19 protein-coding genes are annotated in these 24,985 nt (G+C 69.6%); 10 read left to right on the forward strand and 9 right to left on the reverse strand.

The features are described 5' to 3' along the window. Together murJ and CQ047_RS17260 are read right to left on the reverse strand one after the other, a co-directional pair. A partial coding sequence (murJ, locus tag CQ047_RS17255; RefSeq protein WP_105677182.1) for a murein biosynthesis integral membrane protein MurJ occupies positions 1-1,481 on the reverse strand: 1,481 nt, incomplete at its 3' end. After that, positions 1,478-3,706: a DUF6049 family protein gene (locus CQ047_RS17260; RefSeq protein ID WP_105677183.1), complete on the reverse strand. Its 2,229-nt coding sequence runs from the start codon at positions 3,704-3,706 to the stop codon at positions 1,478-1,480. The genes murJ and CQ047_RS17260, both read right to left, overlap by 4 nt. A 97-nt stretch (positions 3,707-3,803) precedes the next feature. On the opposite strand from CQ047_RS17260, the gene CQ047_RS17265 reads away from it, so the two are divergent. Continuing rightward, positions 3,804-5,315, forward strand: a complete 1,512-nt coding sequence (locus CQ047_RS17265; protein ID WP_181155992.1) for a methyltransferase — start codon at positions 3,804-3,806, stop codon at positions 5,313-5,315. A gap of 21 nt (positions 5,316-5,336) precedes the next feature. On the opposite strand, the gene CQ047_RS17270 is transcribed toward CQ047_RS17265, so the two are convergent. Next, positions 5,337-9,608, reverse strand: coding sequence for a putative Ig domain-containing protein (locus CQ047_RS17270; protein ID WP_105677185.1), 4,272 nt, complete (start codon positions 9,606-9,608; stop codon positions 5,337-5,339). A gap of 162 nt (positions 9,609-9,770) precedes the next feature. Here CQ047_RS17270 and CQ047_RS18965 point away from each other — a divergent pair, with 162 nt between their 5' ends. From CQ047_RS18965 to CQ047_RS17310, 7 genes are all read left to right on the forward strand, one after another. Beyond that, positions 9,771-10,205 (forward strand): hypothetical protein, encoded by a 435-nt coding sequence (locus CQ047_RS18965; protein ID WP_181155993.1) that lies wholly within the window; start codon positions 9,771-9,773, stop codon positions 10,203-10,205. Next, positions 10,202-10,714, forward strand: a complete 513-nt coding sequence (locus tag CQ047_RS17285; protein ID WP_105677188.1) for a phage tail protein — start codon at positions 10,202-10,204, stop codon at positions 10,712-10,714. Before CQ047_RS18965 ends, CQ047_RS17285 begins: the two co-directional genes overlap by 4 nt. 13 nt (positions 10,715-10,727) lie before the next feature. After that, positions 10,728-11,222 (forward strand): phage tail protein, encoded by a 495-nt coding sequence (locus CQ047_RS17290; protein WP_258132731.1) that lies wholly within the window; start codon positions 10,728-10,730, stop codon positions 11,220-11,222. 25 nt (positions 11,223-11,247) lie between these two features. After that, on the forward strand, positions 11,248-11,775 hold the full coding sequence (locus CQ047_RS17295) for a phage tail protein (RefSeq protein WP_181155994.1): 528 nt from the start codon (positions 11,248-11,250) through the stop codon (positions 11,773-11,775). Continuing rightward, positions 11,768-12,274 carry an N-acetyltransferase gene (locus tag CQ047_RS17300; protein WP_105677191.1) on the forward strand — a complete coding sequence of 169 codons (507 nt, stop codon included), beginning with the start codon at positions 11,768-11,770 and terminating at the stop codon, positions 12,272-12,274. The genes CQ047_RS17295 and CQ047_RS17300 overlap by 8 nt, the downstream gene beginning before the upstream one ends. Positions 12,275-12,278: 4 nt before the next feature. After that, positions 12,279-13,337 (forward strand): LLM class flavin-dependent oxidoreductase, encoded by a 1,059-nt coding sequence (locus CQ047_RS17305; RefSeq protein ID WP_105677192.1) that lies wholly within the window; start codon positions 12,279-12,281, stop codon positions 13,335-13,337. 100 nt (positions 13,338-13,437) lie between these two features. Then, entirely contained in the window at positions 13,438-15,366 is a 1,929-nt protein-coding gene (locus tag CQ047_RS17310) for a collagen binding domain-containing protein (protein WP_105677193.1), read from the forward strand. Between the two features lie 50 nt (positions 15,367-15,416). Here the strand turns inward: CQ047_RS17310 and CQ047_RS17315 are convergent, their stop codons facing one another. The 5 genes from CQ047_RS17315 to CQ047_RS17335 form a co-directional block, all read right to left on the reverse strand. Next, positions 15,417-15,776 (reverse strand): hypothetical protein, encoded by a 360-nt coding sequence (locus CQ047_RS17315; RefSeq protein ID WP_105677194.1) that lies wholly within the window; start codon positions 15,774-15,776, stop codon positions 15,417-15,419. A gap of 117 nt (positions 15,777-15,893) precedes the next feature. Beyond that, a complete protein-coding gene (locus CQ047_RS17320) occupies positions 15,894-16,337 on the reverse strand; it encodes a hypothetical protein (protein WP_105677195.1) in 444 nt (147 codons plus the stop codon). 50 nt (positions 16,338-16,387) lie between these two features. Beyond that, complete coding sequence (locus tag CQ047_RS17325; RefSeq protein ID WP_105677197.1) at positions 16,388-16,882, reverse strand: GNAT family N-acetyltransferase; 495 nt, start codon at positions 16,880-16,882, stop codon at positions 16,388-16,390. Continuing rightward, positions 16,879-18,630: an alkaline phosphatase family protein gene (locus CQ047_RS17330; RefSeq protein ID WP_105677198.1), complete on the reverse strand. Its 1,752-nt coding sequence runs from the start codon at positions 18,628-18,630 to the stop codon at positions 16,879-16,881. Before CQ047_RS17330 ends, CQ047_RS17325 begins: the two co-directional genes overlap by 4 nt. A gap of 102 nt (positions 18,631-18,732) precedes the next feature. Continuing rightward, positions 18,733-21,279 carry a fibronectin type III domain-containing protein gene (locus CQ047_RS17335; RefSeq protein WP_105677199.1) on the reverse strand — a complete coding sequence of 849 codons (2,547 nt, stop codon included), beginning with the start codon at positions 21,277-21,279 and terminating at the stop codon, positions 18,733-18,735. Positions 21,280-21,527: 248 nt separating this feature from the next. Between CQ047_RS17335 and CQ047_RS17340 the strand changes: the two genes are divergently transcribed. Then, positions 21,528-22,994, forward strand: a complete 1,467-nt coding sequence (locus CQ047_RS17340) for an ATP-binding protein (RefSeq protein WP_105677201.1) — start codon at positions 21,528-21,530, stop codon at positions 22,992-22,994. 222 nt (positions 22,995-23,216) lie between these two features. Further along, positions 23,217-24,644 (forward strand): CCA tRNA nucleotidyltransferase, encoded by a 1,428-nt coding sequence (locus CQ047_RS17345; RefSeq protein WP_105677202.1) that lies wholly within the window; start codon positions 23,217-23,219, stop codon positions 24,642-24,644. Between the two features lie 3 nt (positions 24,645-24,647). On the opposite strand, the gene CQ047_RS19005 is transcribed toward CQ047_RS17345, so the two are convergent. Then, a partial coding sequence (locus tag CQ047_RS19005) for a hypothetical protein (protein ID WP_219844648.1) occupies positions 24,648-24,985 on the reverse strand: 338 nt, incomplete at its 5' end.

Raw genomic sequence — 24,985 nt, forward strand, 5'->3', positions numbered from 1 at the left:
GCCATCCTCCTCGTGCTGGGCATCGTCCGCACCCTGCGTCGCCGGCGCAAGAACCGCGACGAGGCGCCCCATCCCGCGAAGCCGGCCGGTATGGCGGCGATGAAGAAACGGAGGAGGGAGAGAAGGGTCTTCGGGATCTCGAGTCCGCCGAGGCGATTGCGCAGGATCCAGATCGCGATGATCGTCTGGATGATCCCGGCGATCGACTGCCCGAGGGCGATGGCGGCGGCGAGCTGCTCGATCGGGGCCACAGCGCCCGCGAGAAGCGAGAGCCCGATGATGAGCGCCACCTGCACGAGGGTGAAGTAGAAGGGCGTGCGGGTGTCTCCGTAGGCGTAGAACGCGCGCTGCACGATGAACAGCAGGGCGAGCGGCAGGAGGCCCACGAGATAGCAGATGAGCACGGGGGCCGCCTGGACGGCCTGCTCGGAGGTCGTGGTGAAGATCCGGGTGGCGGGCACGGCGGCGGCGGCGAGAGCGATGCCCGAGCCGACGACGAACAGTGAGATCACGCGGATGCAGCGGGCTACATCCGCACGGACGTCGAGGTCGCGCTTCGCGGCGGCGTGCTCGGCGATCTGAGTGAAGTACGGGGTTCCGATCGAGATCGCGAAGATCGAGTACGGGAGCATGAAGACGAGCCATGCCGCCTGCATGAAGATGACGGAGGGGTTGTCGCCTGAGGCGTCGCCCACGACGGCGGTCTGCACCCAGCCGGCGACCTGGCCGGCGATCACCATCAGGAAGGTCCAGCCCGCCAGGGTGCCGACGCCGCGCAGACCGACGCCGCGCCACTGGAAGTCGGCGCGGAGCCGGAGTCCGGTGCGCCGCCAGGAGACGAGGAGCAGAGCGGCCTGCAGCGCGATCCCCAGCGTCGCCGTGCCGGCGAGCAGCGCGATCATCGTGGGGTTCCACATGTCGACGTGATTGCGGTCGCCGCCGAACAGCGCGATGAAGATGAGGAAGCCCGCGATCGAGACGATGTTGTTGGCGATGGGCGCCCATGTGTAGGGGCCGAACACGCGTTTCGCGTTCAGGGTCTCGCCGATCAGAGCGTAGAGACCGTAGAAGAAGATCTGCGGCAGGCACCAGTACGCGAAAGCCGTCGCCAGCGCCTGCTGGTCGGGCGTGAACTTCGGGCCGTAGAGCGCGACCAGCCACGGTGCGAGCAGCATGGCGAGGACGGTCGCCCCGAGGAACACCACGGTGCCCAGCGTGAACAGCTTGGAGATGTACGCCCGCCCGCCGTCCTTGTGGGCGCCGGCCTTCACAATCTGCGGGATGATCACGGCGGTCAGGATGCCGGTCTGGATGATGGTGAAGACGTTGTTCGGCAGCTGGTTCGCGACGCCGAAGGCATCACCGGGGCGGCCGAAGCTGCCGATGGCGGCGAGCAGCACGATCGTCCGGATGAGGCCGGTGACGCGGGAGACGAGGGTGCCCGCCCCGAGGAGGGCGCTGGCGCGGCCGAGACTGCTCACTGAGGTTCCTTCGAGGGATCGGCGGGATCGGTCGCGGCATCCGTCGGTGAGGTCGGGATCACGGGCGGGTGAGAACCGGTCGCCTGATCAGGCGCAGCGTCCTCGGCGTTCTCCGCATCGGACTCCACGTTCTCCGATGGCTCTTCGTCGGCCGCGGCATCCGTCTCCGCATCCTGGGGCGCCTCGTCGCGGTTCTTGCGCCGGCGACGCAGGGTGCGGACGATGCCCAGCACGAGGAGGATGGCGATCAGGCTGCCGAACACGGCGAGTCCGATGCCCTCCCACTCGGCGCGCACGGCGACGCGGACGGTCTGATCCTGACCGATCGAGACTCCGGTCGGGCTCTTGAGAGAGAGGTGCAGGTCGAGCTCGCCGCTGCCCACCCGTGCCGAGACCGGCACCTTGACCCTGCCGGTGGTGCGGGCCTGGATCTCTGCGGTGGTGACGGGCTTCACCTCGAGGCGCGGGTCGCTGGGGCGCGTGTACAGCACGATGTTGACCGGCCAGGGGAGGTCGTTGCGCACGCTGAAGGGCAGATCCGCGTTGGCAGAGAGCAGCTGGATCGTGCTCGACTGCGGTATGTCGACCGCGGCCAGGGTGTCTTGCGTGGCATCCGTGTGGGATCGCAGGGCCTTCTCGAACTGCGCGGCGCTGTGCCCCACCCCGATCGTGCGCAGGATCCTGATGCGTTCGGGGCTGAGCAGCAGCTGAGGATCGCTGAGGATCGTCGAGAACGAGCCCAGTGTGACCTCGTCGGCGAGCATCCGGTGCAGGGCGGCACCGCGGTCGTCGTCGACGTCGGAGTCGACGGATGCCGCGGCAGCCGGGGCCGCACGCACCGAGGCGAGATCGACCCCGGGGGAGTCCGCCGTGGTGACGGCGTCGCGCAATGCATCGGCCGTGCGGTTCTCGTCGCGGTCGAGTCCGACGATCAGCGGCGCCGCTGACTGCTGTGCGGAGAGGAAGAGGTACGCGTTCGCCGCCGCCAGGGAGCGCGATCGTGCGGTCGCGTCGGGTTCGTTCGCCGCCGTGGAGAGGGCGTCGGATGCCGCGGCATCCGTGACCAGCACGTCAGCGTCTCCGACGGCGGCGTGCCCGGACGAGCCGGACGACAGCGACGTCGAAGGCAGGACGGTCGACGCCGTGCCGCCGAGATAGGTGCGGAAGTCGGCGAGGTCGTCGGTCGTGACATCTCCGCGCGGCCAGAGGATGCCGGGGGCTGCACCGTCGACGACCGACAGGGTCTCATCGTCGGGAAGCACGGGCCCGTCTGTCGGAGTCGGCGAGGGCGTCGCGTCCGGAGTCGGCGTCGCGGGCGCCTGGAAGTTCTTCGGGTCGAGGAACGGAGCGAGCGTCGTCGGGGCGAGCAGCGACGGAAGATCGGCCTGCGCCTGCGTGGTGGCGTCGGCATCGCCGAACTGCAGGGCGAAGCGCTCGTTGGGCAGGGCATCGAGGCGGTCGAGCCACTCGGTCACGCTGGTCGGGGCCGACGTGCCGAGCACGCGGATCGCCGCAGGGATCGCCGGGTCGATCGCCAGCACCGCCGAGGTGCCGGAGACGCCGTCCAACTGGGCGGTGAGATCGCCGTCTGCGGCCGTGAGCTCGGTGAGCTCGTCGATCGACAGCAGGGCGCCGTTCTGCGGTGTGGCCGTGATCGGGACCAGCACGGCGACCTGGGGTCGCTGCGCGGCCGAGACCACGAGCACACTCGTCGCCGTCGCATCCTCTTCGCTTCCCGACCCCGGGGAGGCCCCGGTGAGCTCGGCGCGCAGCGGGTACACGCCGGGGGCGAGGTCGGCGAAGAGCTCCTGCGGGAGCGGGATGCTGCTCGTGGCCGACGCGCCCGCGTTCACGGCGGCGGTGCTGTCGTCGGCGATGCGGTCGAACGCCCCGTCGGCATCCTCGGACTCGAACCAGTCGGCGACAGCGGCGCGGTCGGCGAGGGCTGTCCGGTTCAGTTCCACCACGACGTGACCGGTGGAGAGAGCGTCGCCGGTGCCGTTCTGCACGGTCACTGAGGCGGAGGTGGAGAGACCGGGGGTGACGGCGCCGTTCGCACCCGCCGACAGGTGCAGTTCGACGACCGCGTCGTCGGTCTTGTCGGCGGCGTGGGCGCTGGTGGCGGCGATCCCGCAGACACCCAGAGCGATCGCGAAGACGGCGGCTCCGCTCGTCGCGCGCCGCAGGCGCGCACGGAAGCCGCTCTCGGGGATGATCACGGTCATGGGGGTCTTCCTCGAACGCCCGAGAACGGGCTGATCGTGAGTGCTGACCCTGTGATTCTAGGTGCGCGGGCGATGGAGAACCCTGAAGACGCGTAGAGTGACGGCCGTGTCCGACACCGCAGCACCCACGCCCGAGCCCCTCCTCTGCGCCGCGTTCGCCGCCGATCTCGACGCCGCCGACTTCCGCTCGGAGCCGCTCAGGAGCCTGTGGGGGAGCGAGGCGGACGACGCGCTCGCCCGCGGGACGCGCGAGCCGATCCTGCGTGCGATCTCCGGTGACGATGGCGTGCTCGCCACGCTCGGCAGGCTGCTCGTCCTCGGCATGCCGCAGCCGACCGCCGCCGTCGAGGCCGCGCTCCCGCAGCTGGGCGTGCAGGGACTCGTGAGCCTCGGACTGGCGACGCTGACGGAGGATGCCGTCACCCCGACCGCTCTGCTGCGGCCGCAGTCGTTCGTCGACGCCGACGGCATCGGCGAATGGTGGATCGCGAGCGATCTCGACGAGGTGGCCCTCGACGGCGCCCTCCCCGCCGATCACGTCCTGGGCGTCGGAGGCGCATCCCGCACGCTCGCCGAGATCGTGATGCCCCTCGAGGTCGACCGCGCCCTCGACCTGGGCACCGGCTGCGGCATCCAGGCCCTGCTGGTGTCGCGGCACGCGGCATCCGTCGTGGCGACCGACATCTCCGCGCGTGCGCTCGCCTACGCCGAGCTGAACGCGATGCTCAACGGCGCCCGCAACATCGAGTTCCGTCTGGGCAGCATGTTCGAGCCCGTCGAAGGGGAGGCGTTCGATCTGATCGTCTCCAACCCTCCGTTCGTGATCACGCCGCGCGTCGACGGCGTGCCCGAGTACGAGTACCGCGACGGCGGTCTCGTGGGCGACGCGCTGGTGGAGCAGTTCGTGCGCACCGCTCCGTCGTACCTCACCGCGGGCGGGGCGGCGCAGCTGCTCGGCAACTGGGAGTCGCGTGTCGTCGAGTCCGGGCTCGACCGCCTCTCGTCCTGGGTTCCCGCCGACGTGGACCTGTGGGTCATCCAGCGGGAGGAGCTCTCCCCGCTCGGCTACGCGGAGCTGTGGATCCGCGACGGCGGCATGACCCCGCGCGATGCGGCGTTCACGAGGCTGCTCACCGCGTGGCTCGACGACTTCGAGGAGCGCGGCGTCTCCGCGGTGGGCTTCGGGTACATCCTGCTGCGCCGCCCGGCGAACCCCACGGCCACGCCGCTGCGGCGGATCGAGCGGATGCCGCAGCCGGTGTCGAACGTCGGCGGAGCGCTGCGTCAGGGGCTCGAGGCGCACGACCTGCTCGCCGACGGACTGCCGACGACGCTCTTCACGGCATCCGACGTCACCGAGGCGCGGCATCTCCTTCCCGGCAACGACGACCCGAGCGTGATCGAACTGCGCCAGGGCGGCGGGTTCGCCCGCACTCTCAAGGTCGACTCCGCGCTCGCCGCCTTCGTCGGAGCCTGCGACGGGGACCTCACGGTCGTGCAGATCGTGTCGGCCCTCGCCGACCTGTTCGAGGTGCCACTGGTCGACCTGTGGGCGGACCTCGAGCCCCGCATCCGTCAGCTCGTGCTCGACGGACTGCTGCACGGCTGAGCGCGCAGCAGCCCGTCGTCGCTACGCCAGGCGCCGACGCGCGCCGCGGATGAGGGCGAGTCCGCCCAGCAGCGCGAACAGGGCGATGAGCCCGAGGCCGAGAGACGGCGCGGCATCCGCACCCGTCGCGGCGAGTCCGCCGGTTCCGGTGCCTCCGCCCGTCGCGGGTGCGACGACCGTGGTGGATGCCGTCAGCAGGCGCGCAGTGCCCTCGGCGCCGATCCCGATCGCGGCGATCGTGTGCGCTCCGAGCGTCTGGCCGGCGGGGATGGTGATGACGGCCGAGAACGATCCCGAACCGTCGGCGACGGTCGTGCCGAGCATCGTCGGCACCGAGTAGATGCCGAGCTGGATCGTCGCCCCGGGGAGGAAGCCGGAGCCGCCGATCGTGAGCTGCTGGCCGCGGACGACCGAGGTGGGAACCCCGGTCAGCGCGCCGTCGGATGCGCTCGGGAGCACGGACGGCAGGGCCACGGTGGTCAGCACGGTGATCTGCACGGTGGTCTCGGCGGTGCCGAAGCCGTTCGCCGCGGTGACCGTGATCTCCACCGCGCCGGCGTCGGCGAGGGCCGGGGTGCCGGTGAGGGTGGCGGTGCCGTCGCCGGCATCCGTGAACGTCAGCCAGGCCGGGACACCCGTGGCGGTGAGGGCGCTCACCGGGAGACCGGTGCTCGTGATGTCGACCGTGACGGGGGCTCCCGCCAGCGCGGTGATCGGGTCGATCGCGTCGACGACCGGCGTCTGGCCGACCGTGAGCAGGACCTCGTCGCTCGTCGCCGAACCCGCCGTGTTCGTGAACACCGCACGGAACAGCGTGCCGTCGTCGCCGATCGTCGGCGCGAGCGTCAGCGTGGTGCCCGTGGCTCCGGCGACGTCGGACCAGGAGCCTCCGGTGAAGCGCTGCCACTGCACGGATGGCGCCGGGTACCCGGTCGCGGTCGCGGTGAACGTCGCGTCCGTGCCCTCCAGGACCGTCGCGGCGACCGGCTGGGCCGTGATGACGGGGGCCTCGTTCACCGTGAGCGTGAAGCTCTGCGTGACGCCGCTGCCGTCGATCGAGAGCTCGAAGGAGACGGTTCCGCCTGAGCCGGCCGGGGGCGTGCCCACCAGCGTCTGCGAACCTGCGACGCCGTCGAGGGAGAGCCAGGCCGGCGCTCCGCTGATGCTCACCGCGTTCTTCACGGGGAACCCGGGGTCGACGGTCACGGGGAACGATCCGGCGGAGCCGACCGTGAAGGTGGTGTGGTCGGCGCTCGTGAAGCTCGGCGCCTCCCTGATCGTGAGGAAGAAGATGCCCGGCACGGTGCCGTGGATGTTCGTCGCGGTCATCGCGATCGCGTACGCCCCGGCCAGTGCCGTCGGCGTGCCGTGCAGGCTCGCCGTCCCGTCTCCGTTGTCGTCGAGGGAGAGTCCGGCGGGCACGGGCCCGATGGCGGCGATCGTCGGCGTCGGCACACCCGTCGTGGCGATGGTGATGTCGACGGGCTCGCCGCGGTCGACGGTCGCGACCGTGGCACCCAGGAACACCGGGAGCGAGCCGACCACCGTGATGTCCACCGTGATCTGATCCGTGCCGAAGCCGTTGTCCGCGGTCACCGTGATCTCCACCGCACCGGCGTCCGTCAGGGCGGGGGTGCCGGTGAGGGTGGCGGTGCCGTCGCCGGCATCCGTGAACGTCAGCCAGGCGGGCACGCCCGTGGCGGTCAGAGCGCTCACCGGGATGCCGGTGCTGGCGATGTCGACGGACAGGGGCGTCCCGACCGGGGCCGTCACCGGGTCCACCTCGTCCAGCACCGGCACCTGACCGACCGAGAGCACGGCCTCGTCGCTGGTGGCGGTGCCCGCGGAGCTCGTGAACACGGCGCGCAGTCGTGCGCCGGCATCCGCGATCGACGTGTCGATGCTCAGCGTGGTCGAGGTCTCACCCGCGATGTCGGTCCACGAGCCGCCGGTGAAGCGCTGCCACTGCACGGTCGGGGTCGGGTAGCCGGAGGCGGTCGCGGTGAAGTCGGCGTCCGCGCCGGCGATCACGCTGATCGAGTCGGGCTGGTCGGTGATGACGGGAGCCTCGTGCACCGTCAGAGTGAACTCCTGGGTGACGGAGCTGCCCGTGATGGCCAGATCGAAGGTGTACGTGCCGCCCGCACCCGCGGGCGGCGTGGCCTGCAGCTGCTGCATGCCCGCCGCACCGAGCAGCGTGAGCCAGGCCGGGGCGCCCGTGAGGGTCACCGTGTTCAGTACAGGGAACCCGGCGTCGACGACGATCGGGAAGAGCCCGGGCGTGCCGACCGTGAACGTCGTGTGGTCGGCGCTCGTGAACGCCGGCGGCGCGGTGATCGTCAGGGTGAAGTCGGCCGGGGTGGTGCCGAGCGCGTTCGCCGCGGTCAGATGGATGACGTGCTCGCCGGGTCCGGCGGTCGACGTGCCGTGCAGGCGGGCCGTGCCGTCTCCGTTGTCGTCGAGCTGGAGACCGGCGGGGAGACCTCCCGTCGCCGCGATCTCCGGCACCGGGGAGCCGGACGCGGTGATCGTCACGTCGACGGGGTCGCCGTCGGCGACGGATGCCGTGAGCGATCCGGTGAACGACGGCGCGGCGCCGATCGTGACGGTGAGGGTCTGCTGCACCGGGGCGCCGCCGTTGGACGCGGTCAGGGTCAGGGGATAGGTGCCCGAGCTCGTCGGCGTGCCGGAGAGCGTCGCCGAGCCGGAGCCGGCGGAGAAGGTCAGTCCTGGAGGGGCACTGGGTGAGGTCAGCGAGATGTTCGGCACCGGGAAGCCGGTGGCGGTGACCGTGAAGCTGAACGGCGTGCCGACCGTGGCGGTCGCGCTCGCCGCGCTCGTGAACGCCGCGATCTGACGCACGGCGACGGAGACGGGAACGGATGCCGCCCCGAAGGTCGCCGTGGCGCCGCCAGGGCCGCCCGTGCTGCCGGAGGTGAAGGTCGTGGTCGCCTCGCCGAGGTGGAACGCGGAGGACGAGACCGAGGAGCCGGACGGAGCGACGCCGGTCCACCCGACGGTCGCGCCCTCGAAGGCGGAGAGGTTCGCACCGCCGATGGTGCTGCCGGCGGAGTTCGTGCGCAGCGATGCCGTGAACGTGGCGGTCGACGCGGTGTCGATCAGGCTCGCGCTCGTCGTCGCGCTCAGCACGAGGTACGGGTTCGCCGATCCGCTGGCGATGCTCGTGGTGTCGCACCCCGCGGCGCCCGGACCGCCGTTGCAGCCCCACCAGCTGTTCGTCAGCGTCGCGACGGTCGTGGCGCTCGTGCGTACGGCGGCGGCGCCGGTGTTGCCCGAGAAGGAGTTGTACTGGGCGCTGAGGGCGCCGTCTGCGGCATCCAGTGCGCCGCCACCAGCGGATGCGCCGCTGGCGACGTTCGCGGCGAAGACGTTGCCGGTCACCGTCGACGGGCCCTGGAGCTGCTGGATCGCGCCGCCTCGCGCCGCCGTGCCGCTCGTGCCGTCGGCGACGTTGGAGCCGAACGTGCTGCCGGTGATCTGCGCCGTCCCGACGCCGTTCGAATCGATCGCGATCGCGCCGCCGCCGGCGACGATCCCCGCCGACGCGGTCACCCTGTTGTTCGTGAACGTGGAATCGGTCACCGAGAGGGCGTCGCCCGATGCGGACGCCTCGTAGTACACGGCACCGCCGTTGGCGGGACCGGCGTCGTTGCCGTCGAACGTCGAGTCCTCGATCGTGAGGTCGCCGCCGATGAACTGGATCGCGCCGCCGGGGTTGGCGGTGCCGCCGGTCGACCTGTTGTCGATGAACCGGGTGTCGCGCACGATGAGCGAGTCGGGGGAGGCCGCGGTGAAGCTGCCGGCGATGATCGCGCCGCCGCCGTAGACGGTGTCCCTGCCGCCGGTGAAGGCGAAGCCGTCGATCTCGACGGAGATGTCGCCCACGAGATCGGCGTCGATCGCGAGGAGCTGCGTCGTTCCGCCGCCGACGACGCTCGCGCGTCCTCCGGACGACGCCAGACGCACGTCGGTGCCCGACTGCGTGCCGAGCTTCAGGGCCCCGCCGGTGAGCGTGTACGTGCCACCGGGCACCGTGATCGTGCTCTCGCCGCCGAGGTTGCTCGCCACGCAGAGCGCGTTGCGCAGCGTCACGGGCGAGGCCGTCGTCGTGACGCTCGGCGTCGAGCATGCGCCGTTCGCATCGGCGTCGGTGAAGCTCGTGACGGTGATCGTGGTCGCGGCCGCAGCGGGATCGGCGACGACGAGCCCGACGGTGCTCAACGCGAGCACGGCGACGGCGGCGATGGCGCCGCGCGTCGAGAGGGGGGACATCCGGGGAGCAGACATCGAAGTCCTTCGCTCGGGCGCTGGGGGCACCGTGAGATCAACGGGAATATCGGAATGCTATCGGTTGGCCACGCCGGGTGATAGCGTCAGTTCCGCACCTCGCCTGATAAGGCAGACCCCAGGGTGCATCCGACTGCAGGAGCGCTCATGACTGCTGTGATCTCCCGCCGAGGCGTGCTCGGAGCCGGTGCCGTCGTGCTCGGCGTCGGCATGGCCGCCGGCGCACCCCCGGCCGTGGCCGCGACCTCCTCGCGGCCGATGACGGATGCCGCGGCATCCGCTCCTGGGACCGATCCGCTCACCCCCGTGCGTTCGATGTTCGCCGGGCGCGAGGGCGCCGAGTTCTCAGGAGCCTCCCCGTGGTCGGCCCACCGCCTGGTGCTGGCGAGCGTCGACGACCTCCACGGCGGAGGGGATGCCGAGAACCGCTTCCGTCTGGAGTTCACGACCGACGAGGGCGCCCGCGACGGCATCTACCGTCTCACGCAGGGCGGAGAGCTCGTCGCCTCGCTCTTCCTCGCGCGGGTCGGCGGCGATGCGCGGCTCGAGGCCACGATCGATCGGGGAGAGGGCGCGTCATGAGCGAGTACTACATCGGCGAGATCCGCCTCTTCGCCGGCAACTTCGCCCCTGCCGGCTGGGCGTTCTGCAACGGACAGCTTCTGAGCATCGCCCAGTACGACACGCTGTTCACCCTGATCGGTACGACCTACGGCGGCGACGGGGAGAGCACGTTCCGCCTTCCCGACCTGCAGGGGCGCTCCGCGGTGCACATGGGCACGCGCGGCGGTGTCGGAACCTATGTGATCGGGCAGACGGGTGGGGTCGAGACGGTCACCCTGACGTCGCAGCAGCTGCCGTCGCACACGCACTCCGCCGTGTACTCCGCCACCGCAGGCGGCACCTCGCCCGCGCAGGCGCGCTGGGCCGCGCAGTCGTCGAACGCGTACTCGGACGCCGCGTCGAACGCCACGCTCGCGGGCGACGCCATCGCACCGGCCGGTGGCAACCAGCCGCACGAGAACATGCCGCCGTTCGTCGCGGTGTCGTACATCATCGCCCTCTACGGCATCTTCCCCTCGCAGAACTGAGCACCCGATGAGCATGCAATTCCTCGGCGAGATCCGACGCGTATCCTTCAACTTCGCCCCCAGAGGCTGGGCGTTGTGCGATGGACAGATCATGTCGATCGCACAGAATCAGGCGCTGTTCGCCTTGCTCGGAACGACGTACGGGGGCAACGGGGTCACGACCTTCGCGCTCCCCGATCTGCGCGGCAGGGCTCCCATCCACCCCGGCTCCAACGGCATCGAACTGGGTGAGGTCGGCGGCGAGGCCACGCACACTCTGACCGCCCAGGAGATGCCTCGGCACACGCACGTCGCGCAGGCGTCGTCGAGTGCCGCCGGCACGGCCACTCCGCAGGGTGCGTACTGGGCCGCACCGGGAGAGCCCGCCTACGGCACGGATGCCAGCGGCACGATGACCGCCTCTGCGGTCGGCGCCGCCGGCGGCAATCAGGCGCACGAGAACCAGTCGCCCTATCTCGTCGTCAACCACATCATCGCGCTGACGGGCGTCTTCCCGTCTCGCAACTGACCTTCGATCCACGGGAGAGCGCATCATGGTGGACCCATACGTCGGCGAGATCCGCACCGTCGGCTTCAACTTCGCCCCGCAGGGGTGGGCGATGTGCAACGGCCAGCTCATCCCCATCCAGCAGAACACGGCGCTCTTCTCGCTCCTCGGCACGAACTACGGCGGTGACGGGAAGGTGACGTTCGCCCTGCCCAACCTGAACAGCTCGTTCGTGATCGGCCAGGGAGAGGGACCGGGCCTCACGCCCCGGATCATCGGCGAGATGGGCGGAACCGCGTCGGTCACCCTTCTCAGCTCGGAGATGCCGAGCCACACGCACACGGCCAACGCCGTGGCGACTCCGGGTAACACCGGCAGCCCGGCCGACCGGCGCTGGGCCGAGACCCGGTACGGCAGGGCGACCCGCAACGCGTACTCCTCGTCGAAGAACACGACGATGGCACCCGACGCCCTCGCCCCGTCGGGAGGGAACTCGGCGCACAACAACATGCCCCCGTATGTCGGCATGTACTACGTGATCGCGCTGCAGGGCGTCTTCCCGCCGCGTGACTGACGACGAACGAATCGAAGGGGTCGCCCTCGACGACCCGCGTCTCCGCGCGATCGCCGCGGAGGAGCTGCATCAGCGCCTGAACGGCGTCCCGGTGGCGGTCGCAGGGCCGCTCGTCGAGGTGCAGCTGACCTCGAAGTTCGCGGGACTGCTGGCACAGCATCCGGATGCCGGGGGCTTGCTGCTCTCGGTGGACGGCGCTCCCGTCGCCTACGCGGTGACCGCTGATGCCGTGGACTCCGTGGCTGCCGTGCGCCTGTGCGACATCGCGGTGTCGGCGACGGCCAGGGGGAGAGGCATCGGCGGGCGGCTGCTGTCGATCATCCTCGGTGAAGCGGATGCCGCCGAGGCCGTCGTCACGCTGTCGGTGTGGCACGACGCCCCGGCGCGCGGCTGGTACGAGCGCCGCGGCTTCGTTGTGGCCGGCGGAGACGGGGACGGCTACCTGGAGATGCGGCGGGAGCCCGCGGGGGAATACCCCGGCATCCATTCGGTTGCATAGATATATGAAGGCTTTCGGATTCCTCTCCTTCGGGCACTACGGCGATGTGCCCGGCTCGGCGACCCGCACAGCGGGCGACATGCTGAAGCAGACGATCGAGATCGCGGAGGGTGCTGACGAGCTCGGCGTGAACGGAGCCTACGTGCGCGTGCATCACTGGGCGCGTCAGGCCGCGTCGCCCATGCCGCTGCTGTCGGCCATGGCCGCGCGCACGGAGCGCATCGAGGTCGGCACGGGCGTGATCGACATGCGGTACGAGAACCCGTTCCAGTTCGCCGAGGAGGCAGCCGCGCTCGACTTCATCGCCGACGGCCGCATCGCACTCGGAGTGAGCCGCGGGTCACCCGAGACCGCTCTGCGCGGCTACGAGACCTTCGGATACCTCGACCAGGAGGATCCGGAGCGCGGCAGCGTGCTCGCCCGTGAGAAGTTCGACCTGTTCCTCTCGGCCATCGAGGGCGAACGGCTCGCGCCGGGCGACCCTCGCATGGTCGGCGCCGGCCACTACCTCGCCGTCGAACCGCACTCGCCGACGCTCCGCGACCACATCTGGTGGGGTTCGGGTTCTCGCGCGACGGCGGAGGAGACCGGCCGCAAGGGCCTCAACATGATGAGCTCGACGCTCGTCACCGAGGCCACGGGGCAGCCGTTCCACGAGCTGCAGCGCGAGCAGATCGACCTGTTCCGCGCCGCCTACAAGGAGGCAGGGCACACGGGATCCCCGCGCGTCTCGGTGAGCCGCAGCGTGTTCCCGCTCGTCTCCGACATGGACCGGGCCTACTTCGGTCTGCGCAGCGAGGAGAACGCCGACCAGATCGGCGTGATCGACGGCTTCCGCTCGACATTCGGCAAGACCTACGCCGCCGAGCCCGACGTGCTGATCCGGCAGCTGCTCGCGGACGAGGCCGTGATGGCGGCGGACACGCTCATGCTGACGATCCCGAACCAGCTCGGTCCGGAGTACAACCTGCACGTGCTGGAGGCGTTCGCCGAGCACGTGGCCCCCGCACTCGGCTGGAAGGCGAACACCGAAGGACCCGTCCAGGGCGATCCCGTCGCCTGAGGCCGTCGCCGGGGCGCGAGCGTCGTCGGCCTTTCGCCCCGGCCTCCGCTCACCAGCCCGAACCTCGCCAACGTTCTGGCATATCGGTACGCTGGGCGCCATGCGTGTGTATCGGAGCGGGGTCATCGCCGGAGCGATCGTCGTCATCGCGGCACTGGTGGGGGCGATTCCCGCCGCCGCGGCGACGACCACGTCGTGGGCGGGGTGGCAGCCGCTGGCCGGAGCGCCCGGCGCCTACACGAGCGCGGTGCAGATCGCGGCGAAACCCGCGGTGACCGCGACGGTGACGAGCGACTCCCGTGGCGGCCAGGTCGGCGTCATCACGGGAGCCTCCACCTGGCTCTCGGAGGGCACGCCGGTCGGCGCGAAGTACGGCAGCAGCCTGAACCAGCCGTACCTGAACCTCCGTCCGAAAGCCGACAACGCCACCAGCCCGTCGACGACGACCTACTCCTTCGCAGCTCCGACCCCGGCATCCGGCTGGACCTTCGTGCTCGGCGACATCGACGCCGACGCTGTACGCATCCACGCCGTCGCCGCCGACGGACACGTGCTCGACGCGACGGAGCTGGGCTTCCGCGGCGGCTTCAACTACTGCGCCCCCGGTGTCGCGGGCAAGCCCTCGTGCACGGGCGATGCCGCTGACGTCCCGACGTGGGATGCGGCCACCCTCACCCTCACGGGCAACGCGGCCGCCGCCGACACGAGCGGCGCCGCGGGCTGGTTCGAGCCCTCGACGCCGATCGTGTCGCTCTCGTTCGTGTTCACGCGTCGCGCGGGTCTCCCCGTCTACCAGACGTGGTTCGCCTCCCTCGCCCGCGACGTCACCGGCACCGTGACCGACACGGCCGAGGGTCCGCTGGACGGCGTCGAGCTCACGCTCACCGATGCGAACGGCGCCGTCGTCGGCACGACCACGACGGCGGCGGGCGGCACGTACTCCTTCCCCGGTGTCGTGGCGACCGACGGCTACACCGTGCGCGTCGCCCCTCCGGCGGGCAAGATCTCCGAGGGGCCGAACGCGCAGACCGTCGACCTCACGGATGCCGACGGCGTCGCCGACTTCACGGTGCGCGACATCGTGCCCGTCACGGTGTCCGGACGGGTCACCGACACCGACGGCACGCCCATCGCCGGTCTCACCGTCACGATCGACGGGCGCACGACGACGACGGATGCCGACGGCCAGTACCTCTTCGACAAGGTTCCCGTCGGCACGCACAGCGCCACGATCACCAGACCGGACGGCTACACGATCGTCACGGCTCCGCCTCCCTTCACCGTCGCGGACGGCAGCGAGACGCCCATCACCGGCGTCGACTTCCGTCTCGCCGAGAACCCGACGCTCAGCGGAACCGTGCGCGCGGGGGGCTCTGGCGTCGCGGGAGTGACGGTGACGGCATCCGGTCCGGGCGGCACCCCGCTCAGCACGGTGACCGACGCGAACGGCGACTACTCCTTCCCGCGGCTTCCGCTCGGGGAGTACACCGTCGCCGTCGAGGTGCCGGACGGGTACGCGGCATCCGGTGCGGTCTCGCGGGAGGAGAGCGTCATCGAAGGCGACGTCGACGACGTGGACTTCGCGCTGGTTCGCCTCGGCGCGATCGACGGCACCGTGCGCACCGACGGCGGCGCCGCGGTGTCCGGCGTCGTGATCTCGGTCTCCGGTCCCGCCGGCACGCAGCAGCTGACGACGGATGCCGACGGCGCCTACGGCCTCGGCACCCTCCCACCAGGCAGCTACACGATCACCGTGACGCCGCCCGCGGGCAGCACCGTGGTCGGCGCCGCCACCCGGACCGTCGTCATCACCGACGCCGGAGAGGTCGTCGTCGACCAGGACTTCACCGTCGCCGCCGCAGTCGTCACCCCGACCTCGACCCCGAGCGTCCCGTCGACCGGAGGCAACCGTCTGCCCGCGACCGGACTCGGCCCCGAGACGTTCGTGTGGGCCGGCATCGGCGCCGCGGTGCTCATCCTCGGCGGTGTGCTCGTGGTGCTCTCGCGTCGACGCTCGAAGGGCGACTGACGAGGCATCGCATCGGCGCGCCGACGACGCCAGTCCGGTGTCGGGTCGGTTCAGTCTGCGGGTGACAGCACTTCGATGCTGTCCGCCGCGCTTATGCGGATCGTGATGACCACGTCACTGGGCCAGCTGCGTATCCCGGCCTCCACGTCCGACCTCAGCGCGGTGAGGCGCACGTCCTCCGGTGAATAGACGTCGGCCGTCGTGACCTCGATCACGCACCACGGCGTCATTCCTCCATCACCCCAGGTGCTGTCGACCGTCGGGGCGGATCCGAGGGACTCCTCGATGACCGGTGACAGTTCGCCGGCGAGATCATCGCACTCACCTGAGGCGAAGTAGTCACCCAGGCACCCCGTGAGAAGCGGCGTCAGCAGAAGCAGGACCGCAGATCCGACGAGTGCACGCTTCATGTGTCGAGAGTAGCTGTCCGAGGATTCTGCAGGCTGCGGACCGCGCCATCGCGATCGCTGACGCAGGACCGATCAGCGCATCGGCGCGCCGACGAAGGTCGCGACGGATCCTGACGCTCAGGCTGCCGGGGAGTCGGCGTCAGCGGCATCCGTCCGCAGGAGGAGTCGCACGCCGGCGCGGGCGAGGAGGAGCGCGAGGATCAGTCCCGTGACCGACCAGAAGCCGCCGAGGCTCACGCTGCTGCCGAACACGAGGGCGATCAGCTCGAGCACGACGAACTTGCTTCCGACGAGCACGAGCCACAGCGTTCCGCCGGCGAGCACCTTGCCGCCGGTCGTCGTCGCGGCCGCGAATCGGCGCTTGAGACGGTTCTTCGCCGCCAGCACGATCTCCAGGACCACCTTGAGGAGGACGGCCGTGAGGAGCGACATCGTGAACGTCTCCGTGATGACCGCCGGCACGTACTCGACGGCGAGGTTGAGCACCACCACGTACACGAACACATCGACGACGTGCTCGGGTGCGAGCAGGCGTCTGCCCGTGCTGTCGGAGTCGGCCATGCGCCTACGCTAGCGTTCCGCGGAGCGTGCCGTCAGGCGGAGGGCGCCGTTCAGAGCTCCCGCATCGTCATCAGCGAGCGCCCCCGCTCGGGGTCGATCCGGTGGGGACCGGTCTCGGCGAAGCCCAGCCGCCCCAGCACCCGGCGTGACGCGGTGTTCCACTCCCACACCGAAGCGCGAAGCCGGGGTATCCCCGCGGCGCGGGCGCCCTCCACGATCGCCTCCGCGCTCTCGGTCGCGTAGCCGCGCCCCCAGTGCCTGCGCAGGAACTCGTAGGCGATCTCGGGGTCGGGCTCGCCCTCGATCAGCCCGCAGTAGCCCAGCCGCTCGCCCGATTCACGCAGCTCGACGACCAGGGTGCCGATCGGGCCCTCATGCGGCGAGCGGCGGATCCGCTCGGCGAGCTCCTCGACCGTCGGGTGGCCGTCGGCGTCGATCCTGCGATGCGGCGGTACCCGCGGATCGCGTTCCAGCCACAGCTCGCGGTGGAACCCGGCATCCGCCACGGTCCAGGGGCGCAGCGTCAGCCGCTCGGTGACGATCATGCGCCGTCATCCGGCGGGCCGAAGAGCTCCTCGCCGTGCTCGTGCAGCAGGCGGTAGGCGTCGGCGAACGTCTCGGGTTCGGGTTCGTCCGGGCGGCCGTATCGTGCGATGAGGAGTCCGAGGAGTCCGCGAGCCGGCGGGGTGAGAGGGCGGTCGTGGTCGGCCGCTGCGGGTGGGGCCTGCTCGGGATTCGGCGGCGTGTAGGCGGGAACCGTCACCGGCCAGTCGGACGGATGCCGCGGACGGTCGAGATTCACCACGTTCTGCAGCGTGCGGGCCGAGGCGTCGCGCTCGTTCAGGGGCTTCAGGCCGTGCAGCCGGGAGAGCGTCGCGGTGACGGATCCGTGGTGCATCTCGTCGTGGATGACGGTGCCGCGCTTCGTGTAGGCCGACACGGCGATCGCGGGCACGCGGCATCCGAGGCGGTCGAAGGTGAACCCCATCTCCCCTGGACCGCTGTCGGGCGTGGGCTTCGTGGCCGCGGGCGGGGGCACGTGGTCGTAGCATCCGCCGTGCTCGTCGAAGGTGATCAGCAGCAGAGTGTTGACCGCGTTCGAGCCCTTGGGCGACGCGCTGGTGCGCACGGCCTCGTAGACGTCGTGCACGAGCCGGTCGCCTGCGCGCACATCGGAGATCGCACTGTCGAGCACCGGGTCGCCGTCGACCTCCCCCTCCCGCAGCACGCCGAACGGCGGGTGGAAGTCGTTGTGGTCGTAGACCATGCGCGGCTCGATGAACGCGTATGCGGGGAGGGTGCCGTTCTTCGCGTCCGCGTAGAAGTCCTCCATCGTGCCGAAGCGATCGGTGCGCCAGTACTTCTCGAGGGCCGCGGCGTGCAGCATCCCCGTGAACGACACCAGCTGCAGCTTGTCGATGTAGACCTTCCAGCGCACACCGGCGTCTTCCAAGCGGTTGAAGACCGTCGGCGCCTCCGGAGCATCCAGCCACTTCCGGTACCCGCCGCCGGCGACGTTCGTGACGAAGCCGTGCGAGGTCGACGCGTGGAAGAACGAACGGTTGCAGAAGGTCTGCGACGGCACCGCCGCGTACCAGTGGTCGAAGACGGCGAACTCCGTCGCGAGCGTCGAAAGCACCGGCAGCATCTCCGGTGAGAACGAGCCCATGATGTGCCTGGCCTCGTCGATGCCCGGTTCGACACCGCGGCGCAGTCGGCGGACGTTCACGAAGTAGTCCTTCAGAAACCCCGACATGTCGGCCTTCTCGCCGTGGGTCGGGGCGTTGAACGGGGCGCTCATCCCGTCGACGAAGAGGTCGGCGTTGCCCGGAGGGTCGATCGTGCCGAAGAGCTGGGTGTTGACGTGCGGGTACTCCTCGCCGGGATCCGGGTCGGGGAGGCTCATGATCCGGTCGGTGGGCCCCTGGTAGACGTGCGCCTCGACCACCGTGCCGTCCGGAGCCGTGTTGCTGTGCGTGCCGAAGGCGAGTCCGTCGAAGGTCTCTCCGGCCGGGACGCTCTCCGGCGTGTAGAGGTAGCCCAGCAGGTTGTCGAACGATCGGTTCTCGCCCATCAGGACGACGATGTGGTCGAAACCGGGCTCGCTGCGCGGACGAAGGGCCGAGAACGGGTCGGGATCCGAGACGAATCCGTCGTCGCCTCCGCCGCCCGCGAGCGAGGCGCCGATCGCCGCGCCGCCCGCACCGCCGATCACGGCGCCCGCCAGCGCCGCACCGCCGATCTTGAGGAAGCCTCGCCGGTCGGTGCCCGCAGAGGAATCGTCTTGTGCCACGAGCCGATCCTACGACCGGGATGCCCGACGCCGGCCGAGCTGCACGCAGAGGGCGCCGCCGGGGCCGAAGCCCCGACGGCGCCCTCCGGCGTGCGCGGCGGACTACTCCGCGGACTCCGCCTGCGTCAGGCGACGACGGCGCAGCGCCACAAGGCCGAGGCCCAGAGCGAGCAGCACGACCGCCGTGACGATGTACGGCGTGCTGTCGGCGCCGGTCGTGGCGAGGTCGCCCTTCGCGGCGCCGCCGGTCGCGCCGCCGGGCGTGACGACCTCTCCGGTCGACGCGGCGGTGACGGTGATCGGTGCGGTGACCTCGGTGCCGTCGGGCAGCACGGCGACGAGCGCGTGGGCGCCCGCCGGGGTGCTCGCCGGGATCGTCACGGTGCGGGTGAACGCCCCGTTCGCATCGGCCTCGACCGTGCCCAGAGACACCGGGTCGGAGTGCAGCTCGAGCGCCAGCTTCGCATCGGCGGCGAACCCGGTGCCGGTGACCGAGACGGTGCCGCCGGCGACGACGGATGCCGCGCTCAGCTCGACCTTCGCGGGGTCCTCCGGCTCCGGCGTCACCGGGGGAGTGACACCCTTCTCGGTGACCCACTTCTCACCGGCATCCGACTTGGTCACCGCGAAGGTGTCGTAGACGGCGCCGACGGGGAGGTCGGTCGTGGAGCTCGCGGTCTTCTCGGCGACATAGGAGCGGTAGACGAGCTGGTTCTTCGACACGTCGATCACCTGATACGTCGTGACGCCCTGACCGCGCAGCACCTGCGTGGCGCCGTTGTTGGTCCAGACGTTCTTCTCCGGGGTCTCGAGGTCGTAGTACTTCGCACCCGAGTTCGACACCACGTACACCGGGCCGGTGGTGAGACCGGGGGTGTCTGTGGCATCGGCGTTCACGTAGCCGCGGGCGTAGACGTGGTCGTGGCCCATGAGCACGAGGTCGATGTCGTTGCGCTGGAAGATCGGCAGCCAGTCGGCGCGCAGCACCGGCTCGTCGCGACCCTCTGACGCCGAGAACACCGGCTGGTGGAACGTGACGACGTTCCACTTCGACGGGCTGTTCTGCAGCAGCAGGTCGACCCAGGCGCCCTGGAAGCGGGTCCACAGCACGTCGATCTGGTTCGCCGGGCACTCCGCACCGGTGCACGAAGGGAGTCCGGGCGGGGTGAGGAACGTCTTGTCGCGGGTCGCGTTCAGCGTGATGAAGCGCACGCCCTGGTAGTCCGTGTAGTACGCGGTCTCGGCGGCGAAGCTGCTCCAGTGGTCGAAGAACGCCCGGTACTGGCGCGCCACATCGGTGTCGCCCTGTGCGAGGTTCGCGAGCTCGCCGACCGAGCCGGTCGACGGGTTGTTGTGCGGGTACTCGAAGTTCGCCTTCCAGGCCGTGAGCAGCTTGTCGCCGGAGTACTCGTGGTTGCCGGGCGCGGCCATGACGTTGGTCCGCACGGCGGAGTCCTTCATGCCCTTGAACCAGTTGAGCCACTCGTTCTCGTTGCTGGACGTGTTGATGAGGTCGCCCGCGTGGACGGAGCCGATCGAGCGGGGAGCGTTCGCCTCGGCCTGCTTCACGACGCTCGGCCAGGTGGTGTCGAGGCCGATCTGCGCGTCGCCGTAGTAGATGAACTGGAAGTCCGTCGCCTTCGGGTCGGCGGTGCGGAACTCGAACCAGTCGCTCCAGCTGCCGGGGAGTCCGACGCGGTAGCGGTACGAGGTCGCGGGGGTGAGCCCGGTGACGGTCGTGGAGAAGTGGTGGTTCGGGTTGCCGTTCGCCACACCGGCGTCGTAGGCGTCGACCGTGCGGGTGGAGCCGCCGGATGCCGGTGCGATCTCGACCTGTCCCACGGCGTGGGAGGCGTCGCCGGCGAGCCAGGAGAACGCCTGCGAGACGTCGGGCTTCTCGGTCGGGGTGAGGATGACGCGGGTCGGCGGGGCCACGACAGGCGTCCCGGGGTCGGCCTTGCCCGTCAGGGTCAGCGAGGACATGTCGAAGTAGATGTCCGAGCTCGACTCGCGGTCCTGGTAGAGGGCGACCGCGATCGTGTTCGTGCCGTCGCGGAGGACGTCGCCTGCGGCGGCGAGGGTGCTGGTCGCCGGGTCGCCGGCGGAGGCGCCGGCGTACTCGAGGTTGGTGGTGTCGGTGATGCGGGCGTCGACGTAGCGGCCGACCTCGGTGCCGTTGACCCACACGACGATCGCGTCGTCGTAGGTGATCGTGCTGGAGAGGGAGGCGACCTTCTCGGCGACGCCGCTGCCGAGCTCGAAGGTCGTGCGGAAGAAGTAGGTAGGGACGGTCGGCTTCGCCTGACCGTCGATGTAGTGGTTGAGCAGGGTCTTCGGCGTGACCGGGCCGACCGGTGCGAGAGCGCCGTTCTTCGCGCCGAACGAGCCCGGCGCGGTCTTCCAGGCGGCGTCGTCGTACTCGGGGAGGGTCCAGGCGCGCAGAGCCGCGGGCTTCGGCGACGGATCAGTGCCGTCGTCGAGATAGTGCCAGGTGGTGTCGGCGGTGATCAGTGAACCGGTGGGGACGGTCGGTGCTGCGGTCGCGGCGGTCGCCGCGGGGGCGACGACGGCGCCGCCGAACAGCGCGAGGAGCGCCACGGACGCGAGCCCGTGTCGCCGCCGCCGCACCGCGGGGGTGGGGGAGGTCATGATCCAGTCCTTCGTGGGGAGGGTGGGGATTTCCGTGCTCGAGCCGCACGGGGCGTCCTCAGCCCATCGAACCCGGATGACCTCCGGCTGACCGCCAGGAGGCGCGCAGGTGAACTCGGCTGTGGATACTCGGTTGTGTCAGATGTCGCTAGCCTTGGCACATGAGCAAGGCAGAGGATGCGTCGATCGATGCACGGGGCATTGCGATCTCGCAGTTCTGCCACGAAAGTCAGTGGTTCTGAGGCGCGATGGCCGGAAATCTTGACGGAGATCGAGCGCTACTTGCGGAGCTCTGCAGACAACCGGTGGAAACGGAATGGCTGGAGTTCAAGGAGAACAAGGCTCACCCGGACGACATAGGTGAATATGTCTCTGCCTTGGCCAACAGCGCGATCCTTGCCGGGCGCGCTCATGCGTACATGGTCTGGGGAGTTCGGGATTCGGATCATCTTGTTGTCGGCACAAAGTTCTTTCCAGAGACCATGAGGGTGGGGAACGAAGAGCTGATCTCATGGCTGACTCGAATGCTCGAACCGCAGGTGATGTTTCGATTCAGGACTGTGGACACGGGCGCTGACATTACTGCCGTAATCCTTGAAATTGATGCGGCGCGAGATCGCCCGGTTCGATTCAGTGGGACAGAGTACGTCCGCGTCGGCACGACGAAGAAGAAGTTGGCGGCGCACCCTGAACTTGAAAGAGAGCTGTGGCGCAGGTTTCAGCGGGAGGTGTTCGAAAGCGGTGTTGCGCTCGGAAGGGTTCGCGAAGACCAGATATTCGAGCATATCGATTATGTCTCCTACTTCGATCTGCTTGAGACCCCGTTGCCGGCGACACGATCTGGAGCGTTGGAGTATCTCGAGCGGGACGGAATCATCGCGCGAGACACGATGGGCTGGGGTATCACGAATCTCGGTGCAGTTCTTTTCGCGAAGCGCATAACGGACATACCGGCGGTGGCACGGAAACAGGTCCGGGTAGTTCGGTATGTGGGTAAGAGCCGTGTTCGCGCTGAACGATCTCATGATGGGGTCAAGGGCTACGCCACGGGATTCGAGGGTCTGATTGAGTACATCACGAGCCTCCTTCCGCGCGAGGAGCGCATAGGACCTGCGTTTCGCTCCGAAGAAGGCGTATACCCGGAACTCGCAGTTCGCGAGCTGGTTGCCAACATGCTGATTCATCAAGACTTCTCAATCACCGGCGCAGGGCCAATGGTCGAGATCTTTGACGACAGAGTCGAGTTCACAAATCCAGGTGCGCCCCTGATCGACTTTCGCAGGTTCGTCGATCTGCCGCCTCGCTCGCGAAATGAATCCCTCGCTTCGATGATGCGCCGTGCACGAATCGCGGAGGAGCGCGGAACAGGCTGGGACAAGATTGCAGCGGAAGTGGAACGAGCTGCACTGCCCGCTCCGCGGATCGATGTGGCTGAGCGCTCAACGAAGGCTGTGATGTTCGCGCCTAAGGCCTTTAGTTCGCTAAGTAAGAGCGAGCGTACTGAAGTGTTGTACCTCCACAGCGCTCTACGCTTCGTCTCAGGCGAGGCGACGACGAACTCCTCGGTGCGCGAACGTTTCGGCATCTCGCCAGCCAACAGTTCGCAGGCATCGCGGCTGCTAGGTGAGGCGGTCACTAGTGGTCTTCTGGTTCTTGAAGATCCTGATGTCGGTGCCAAAGCGCGCAGGTATCTACCGTTCTGGGCCAAACGCTGAGGATTGTTTGATCGTTGCTTGACTGAGAAGATGGTCGCTCCAGGATCTGGCTGCAAAAGATAGCTCATAAACTTCCCCTGATCTGGGCTTTATGGAGGTTCTCTCGCAGACTGGTTTGCTTGACTCATGTCTTCGCCGTGTGGTGAGAATCGGCTGCGCTGACGGCATCTGCTCCGCGTCGCCCGATGAGATGCCGAACGCCCGCCCGGTACGCTGGAACCCATGCTCAACATGGCTGACGGCCTCGCTCGTCTCGGCGCGCTCGCCGAGAATCCGGTCGTCCGCACCCTCGCCGCGGCGTTCGACGCCGCCGGCTTCGACCTCGCCGTCGTCGGCGGTCCGGTGCGCGACGCGCTGCTGGGGCGTGCGACGCACGACCTCGACTTCACCACGAACGCGCTGCCCGACGACATCCTCCGCATCGTGAAGCCGATCTCCACCGCGCACTGGGACATCGGCCGCGCGTTCGGGACGATCGGCGCGCGCGTGCAGGGCGAGCAGGTGGAGATCACGACCTACCGCGCCGACAGCTACGACGGCGTGACCCGCAAGCCCACGGTCGAGTTCGGCGACACCATCGACGGCGACCTGATCCGCCGCGATTTCACCGTGAACGCGATGGCCCTGCAGGTTCCCGCCGTGAAGCTCGTCGACCCGACGGGCGGTGTCGAAGACCTCGTCGCGGGTCTCCTCCGTACGCCGACCGACCCGCATGTCTCCTTCGGCGACGATCCGCTGCGGATGCTCCGCGGCGCGCGCTTCAGCGCACAGCTCGGCTTCCGCATCGAGGAGAAGACCACCGCGGCGATCACGGAGCTGCGCGAGACGCTGAAGATCGTCAGCCCCGAGCGCGTCCAGTCCGAGCTCGTTCGGCTCATGCAGACCGACGATCCGGTGCGCGGCATCCGGGTGCTCGTCGACACCGGGCTGATCGAGGAGTTCCTGCCCGAGGTGAGCGCGCTGCGCCTCGAAGCCGACGAGCACCACCACCACAAGGACGTCTACGAGCACTCCCTCACCGTGCTCACCCAGGCGATCGCGCTGGAGCACGCGCGTCACCCCGGCGCCGAGCCCGACGTCGCCCTGCGCATCGCGGCGCTGCTGCACGACATCGGCAAGCCCCGCACGCGCAAGCTGGAGGACGGCGGCATCGTCACCTTCCACCACCACGACGTCGTCGGCTCCCGCATGGCGCGCAAGCGGCTGCAGGCGCTGCGGTTCGACACGGGGACGACGGATGCCGTCGCCACGCTGATCGAGCTGCACCTCCGCTTCTTCGGCTACTCCGAGGGCGCATGGACGGACTCCGCCGTGCGCCGCTACGTGCGCGACGCCGGCGACCTGCTGGAGCGCCTGCACATCCTCACCCGCGCCGACGTGACCACGCGCAACAAGCGCAAGGCCGCACGTCTCTCCGCCGCCTACGACGACATCGAGTCGCGCATCGCCGCTCTCCGCGAGCAGGAGGAGCTCGACAGCATCCGTCCGGAGATCGACGGCAACCGCATCCAGGAGATCCTCGGCATCGCCCCCGGGCGCGAGGTCGGCGAGGCCTACCGCTTCCTGCTCGACCTGCGCCTCGACGAGGGCGTCATCGGAACGGATGCCGCCGAGCAGCGCCTGCGCGACTGGTGGGCCGCGCGGGGCTGATCCTCAGTCAGCCGCTGCGCGAGTCGCCGCGCGGGGTCGGTCGCTGCGTGAGTCGTCGGGCTCGTCGGGTTCGTCGCGTTCTTCGGACGATGTCGCGGATATCGGACGATTCCCGGCATCCCGTCCGATATTCGTGCGATCGTCCGATATTCGCTGCTGCTTCAGCGCCGCGGTGATGAGGCTCTTCCGTGCCGAGGGGTCAAGAAACGCGGCATCGAGGCCACGGCATCCGACGCTTCGCGACCCCTCGACGGGATGGTCTGGCAGGACGGCGGGACGGCAGGGACGGCGGCAGCACGGCGGGATGCCGGCGCGGGTGAGGATGTGCAGGCGCTCCAGCA

It is taken from the genome of Microbacterium sp. MYb72 (assembly GCF_002979415.1).
In the GTDB taxonomy this organism is placed as follows: domain Bacteria; phylum Actinomycetota; class Actinomycetes; order Actinomycetales; family Microbacteriaceae; genus Microbacterium; species Microbacterium natoriense.

Coding starts and splice junctions, on each gene's coding strand:
- CQ047_RS17335 (WP_105677199.1), bottom strand. CDS start 21,279: ATGACCTCCCCCACCCCCGCGGTGCGGCGGCGGCGACACGGGCTCGCG.
- CQ047_RS18965 (WP_181155993.1), top strand. CDS start 9,771: ATGACTGCTGTGATCTCCCGCCGAGGCGTGCTCGGAGCCGGTGCCGTC.
- CQ047_RS17290 (WP_258132731.1), top strand. CDS start 10,728: ATGCAATTCCTCGGCGAGATCCGACGCGTATCCTTCAACTTCGCCCCC.
- CQ047_RS17345 (WP_105677202.1), top strand. CDS start 23,217: ATGCTCAACATGGCTGACGGCCTCGCTCGTCTCGGCGCGCTCGCCGAG.
- CQ047_RS17260 (WP_105677183.1), bottom strand. CDS start 3,706: ATGACCGTGATCATCCCCGAGAGCGGCTTCCGTGCGCGCCTGCGGCGC.
- CQ047_RS17270 (WP_105677185.1), bottom strand. CDS start 9,608: ATGTCCCCCCTCTCGACGCGCGGCGCCATCGCCGCCGTCGCCGTGCTC.
- CQ047_RS17320 (WP_105677195.1), bottom strand. CDS start 16,337: ATGGCCGACTCCGACAGCACGGGCAGACGCCTGCTCGCACCCGAGCAC.
- CQ047_RS17315 (WP_105677194.1), bottom strand. CDS start 15,776: ATGAAGCGTGCACTCGTCGGATCTGCGGTCCTGCTTCTGCTGACGCCG.
- CQ047_RS17285 (WP_105677188.1), top strand. CDS start 10,202: ATGAGCGAGTACTACATCGGCGAGATCCGCCTCTTCGCCGGCAACTTC.
- CQ047_RS17340 (WP_105677201.1), top strand. CDS start 21,528: ATGGCCGGAAATCTTGACGGAGATCGAGCGCTACTTGCGGAGCTCTGC.
- CQ047_RS17325 (WP_105677197.1), bottom strand. CDS start 16,882: ATGATCGTCACCGAGCGGCTGACGCTGCGCCCCTGGACCGTGGCGGAT.
- CQ047_RS17310 (WP_105677193.1), top strand. CDS start 13,438: ATGCGTGTGTATCGGAGCGGGGTCATCGCCGGAGCGATCGTCGTCATC.
- CQ047_RS17305 (WP_105677192.1), top strand. CDS start 12,279: ATGAAGGCTTTCGGATTCCTCTCCTTCGGGCACTACGGCGATGTGCCC.
- CQ047_RS17295 (WP_181155994.1), top strand. CDS start 11,248: ATGGTGGACCCATACGTCGGCGAGATCCGCACCGTCGGCTTCAACTTC.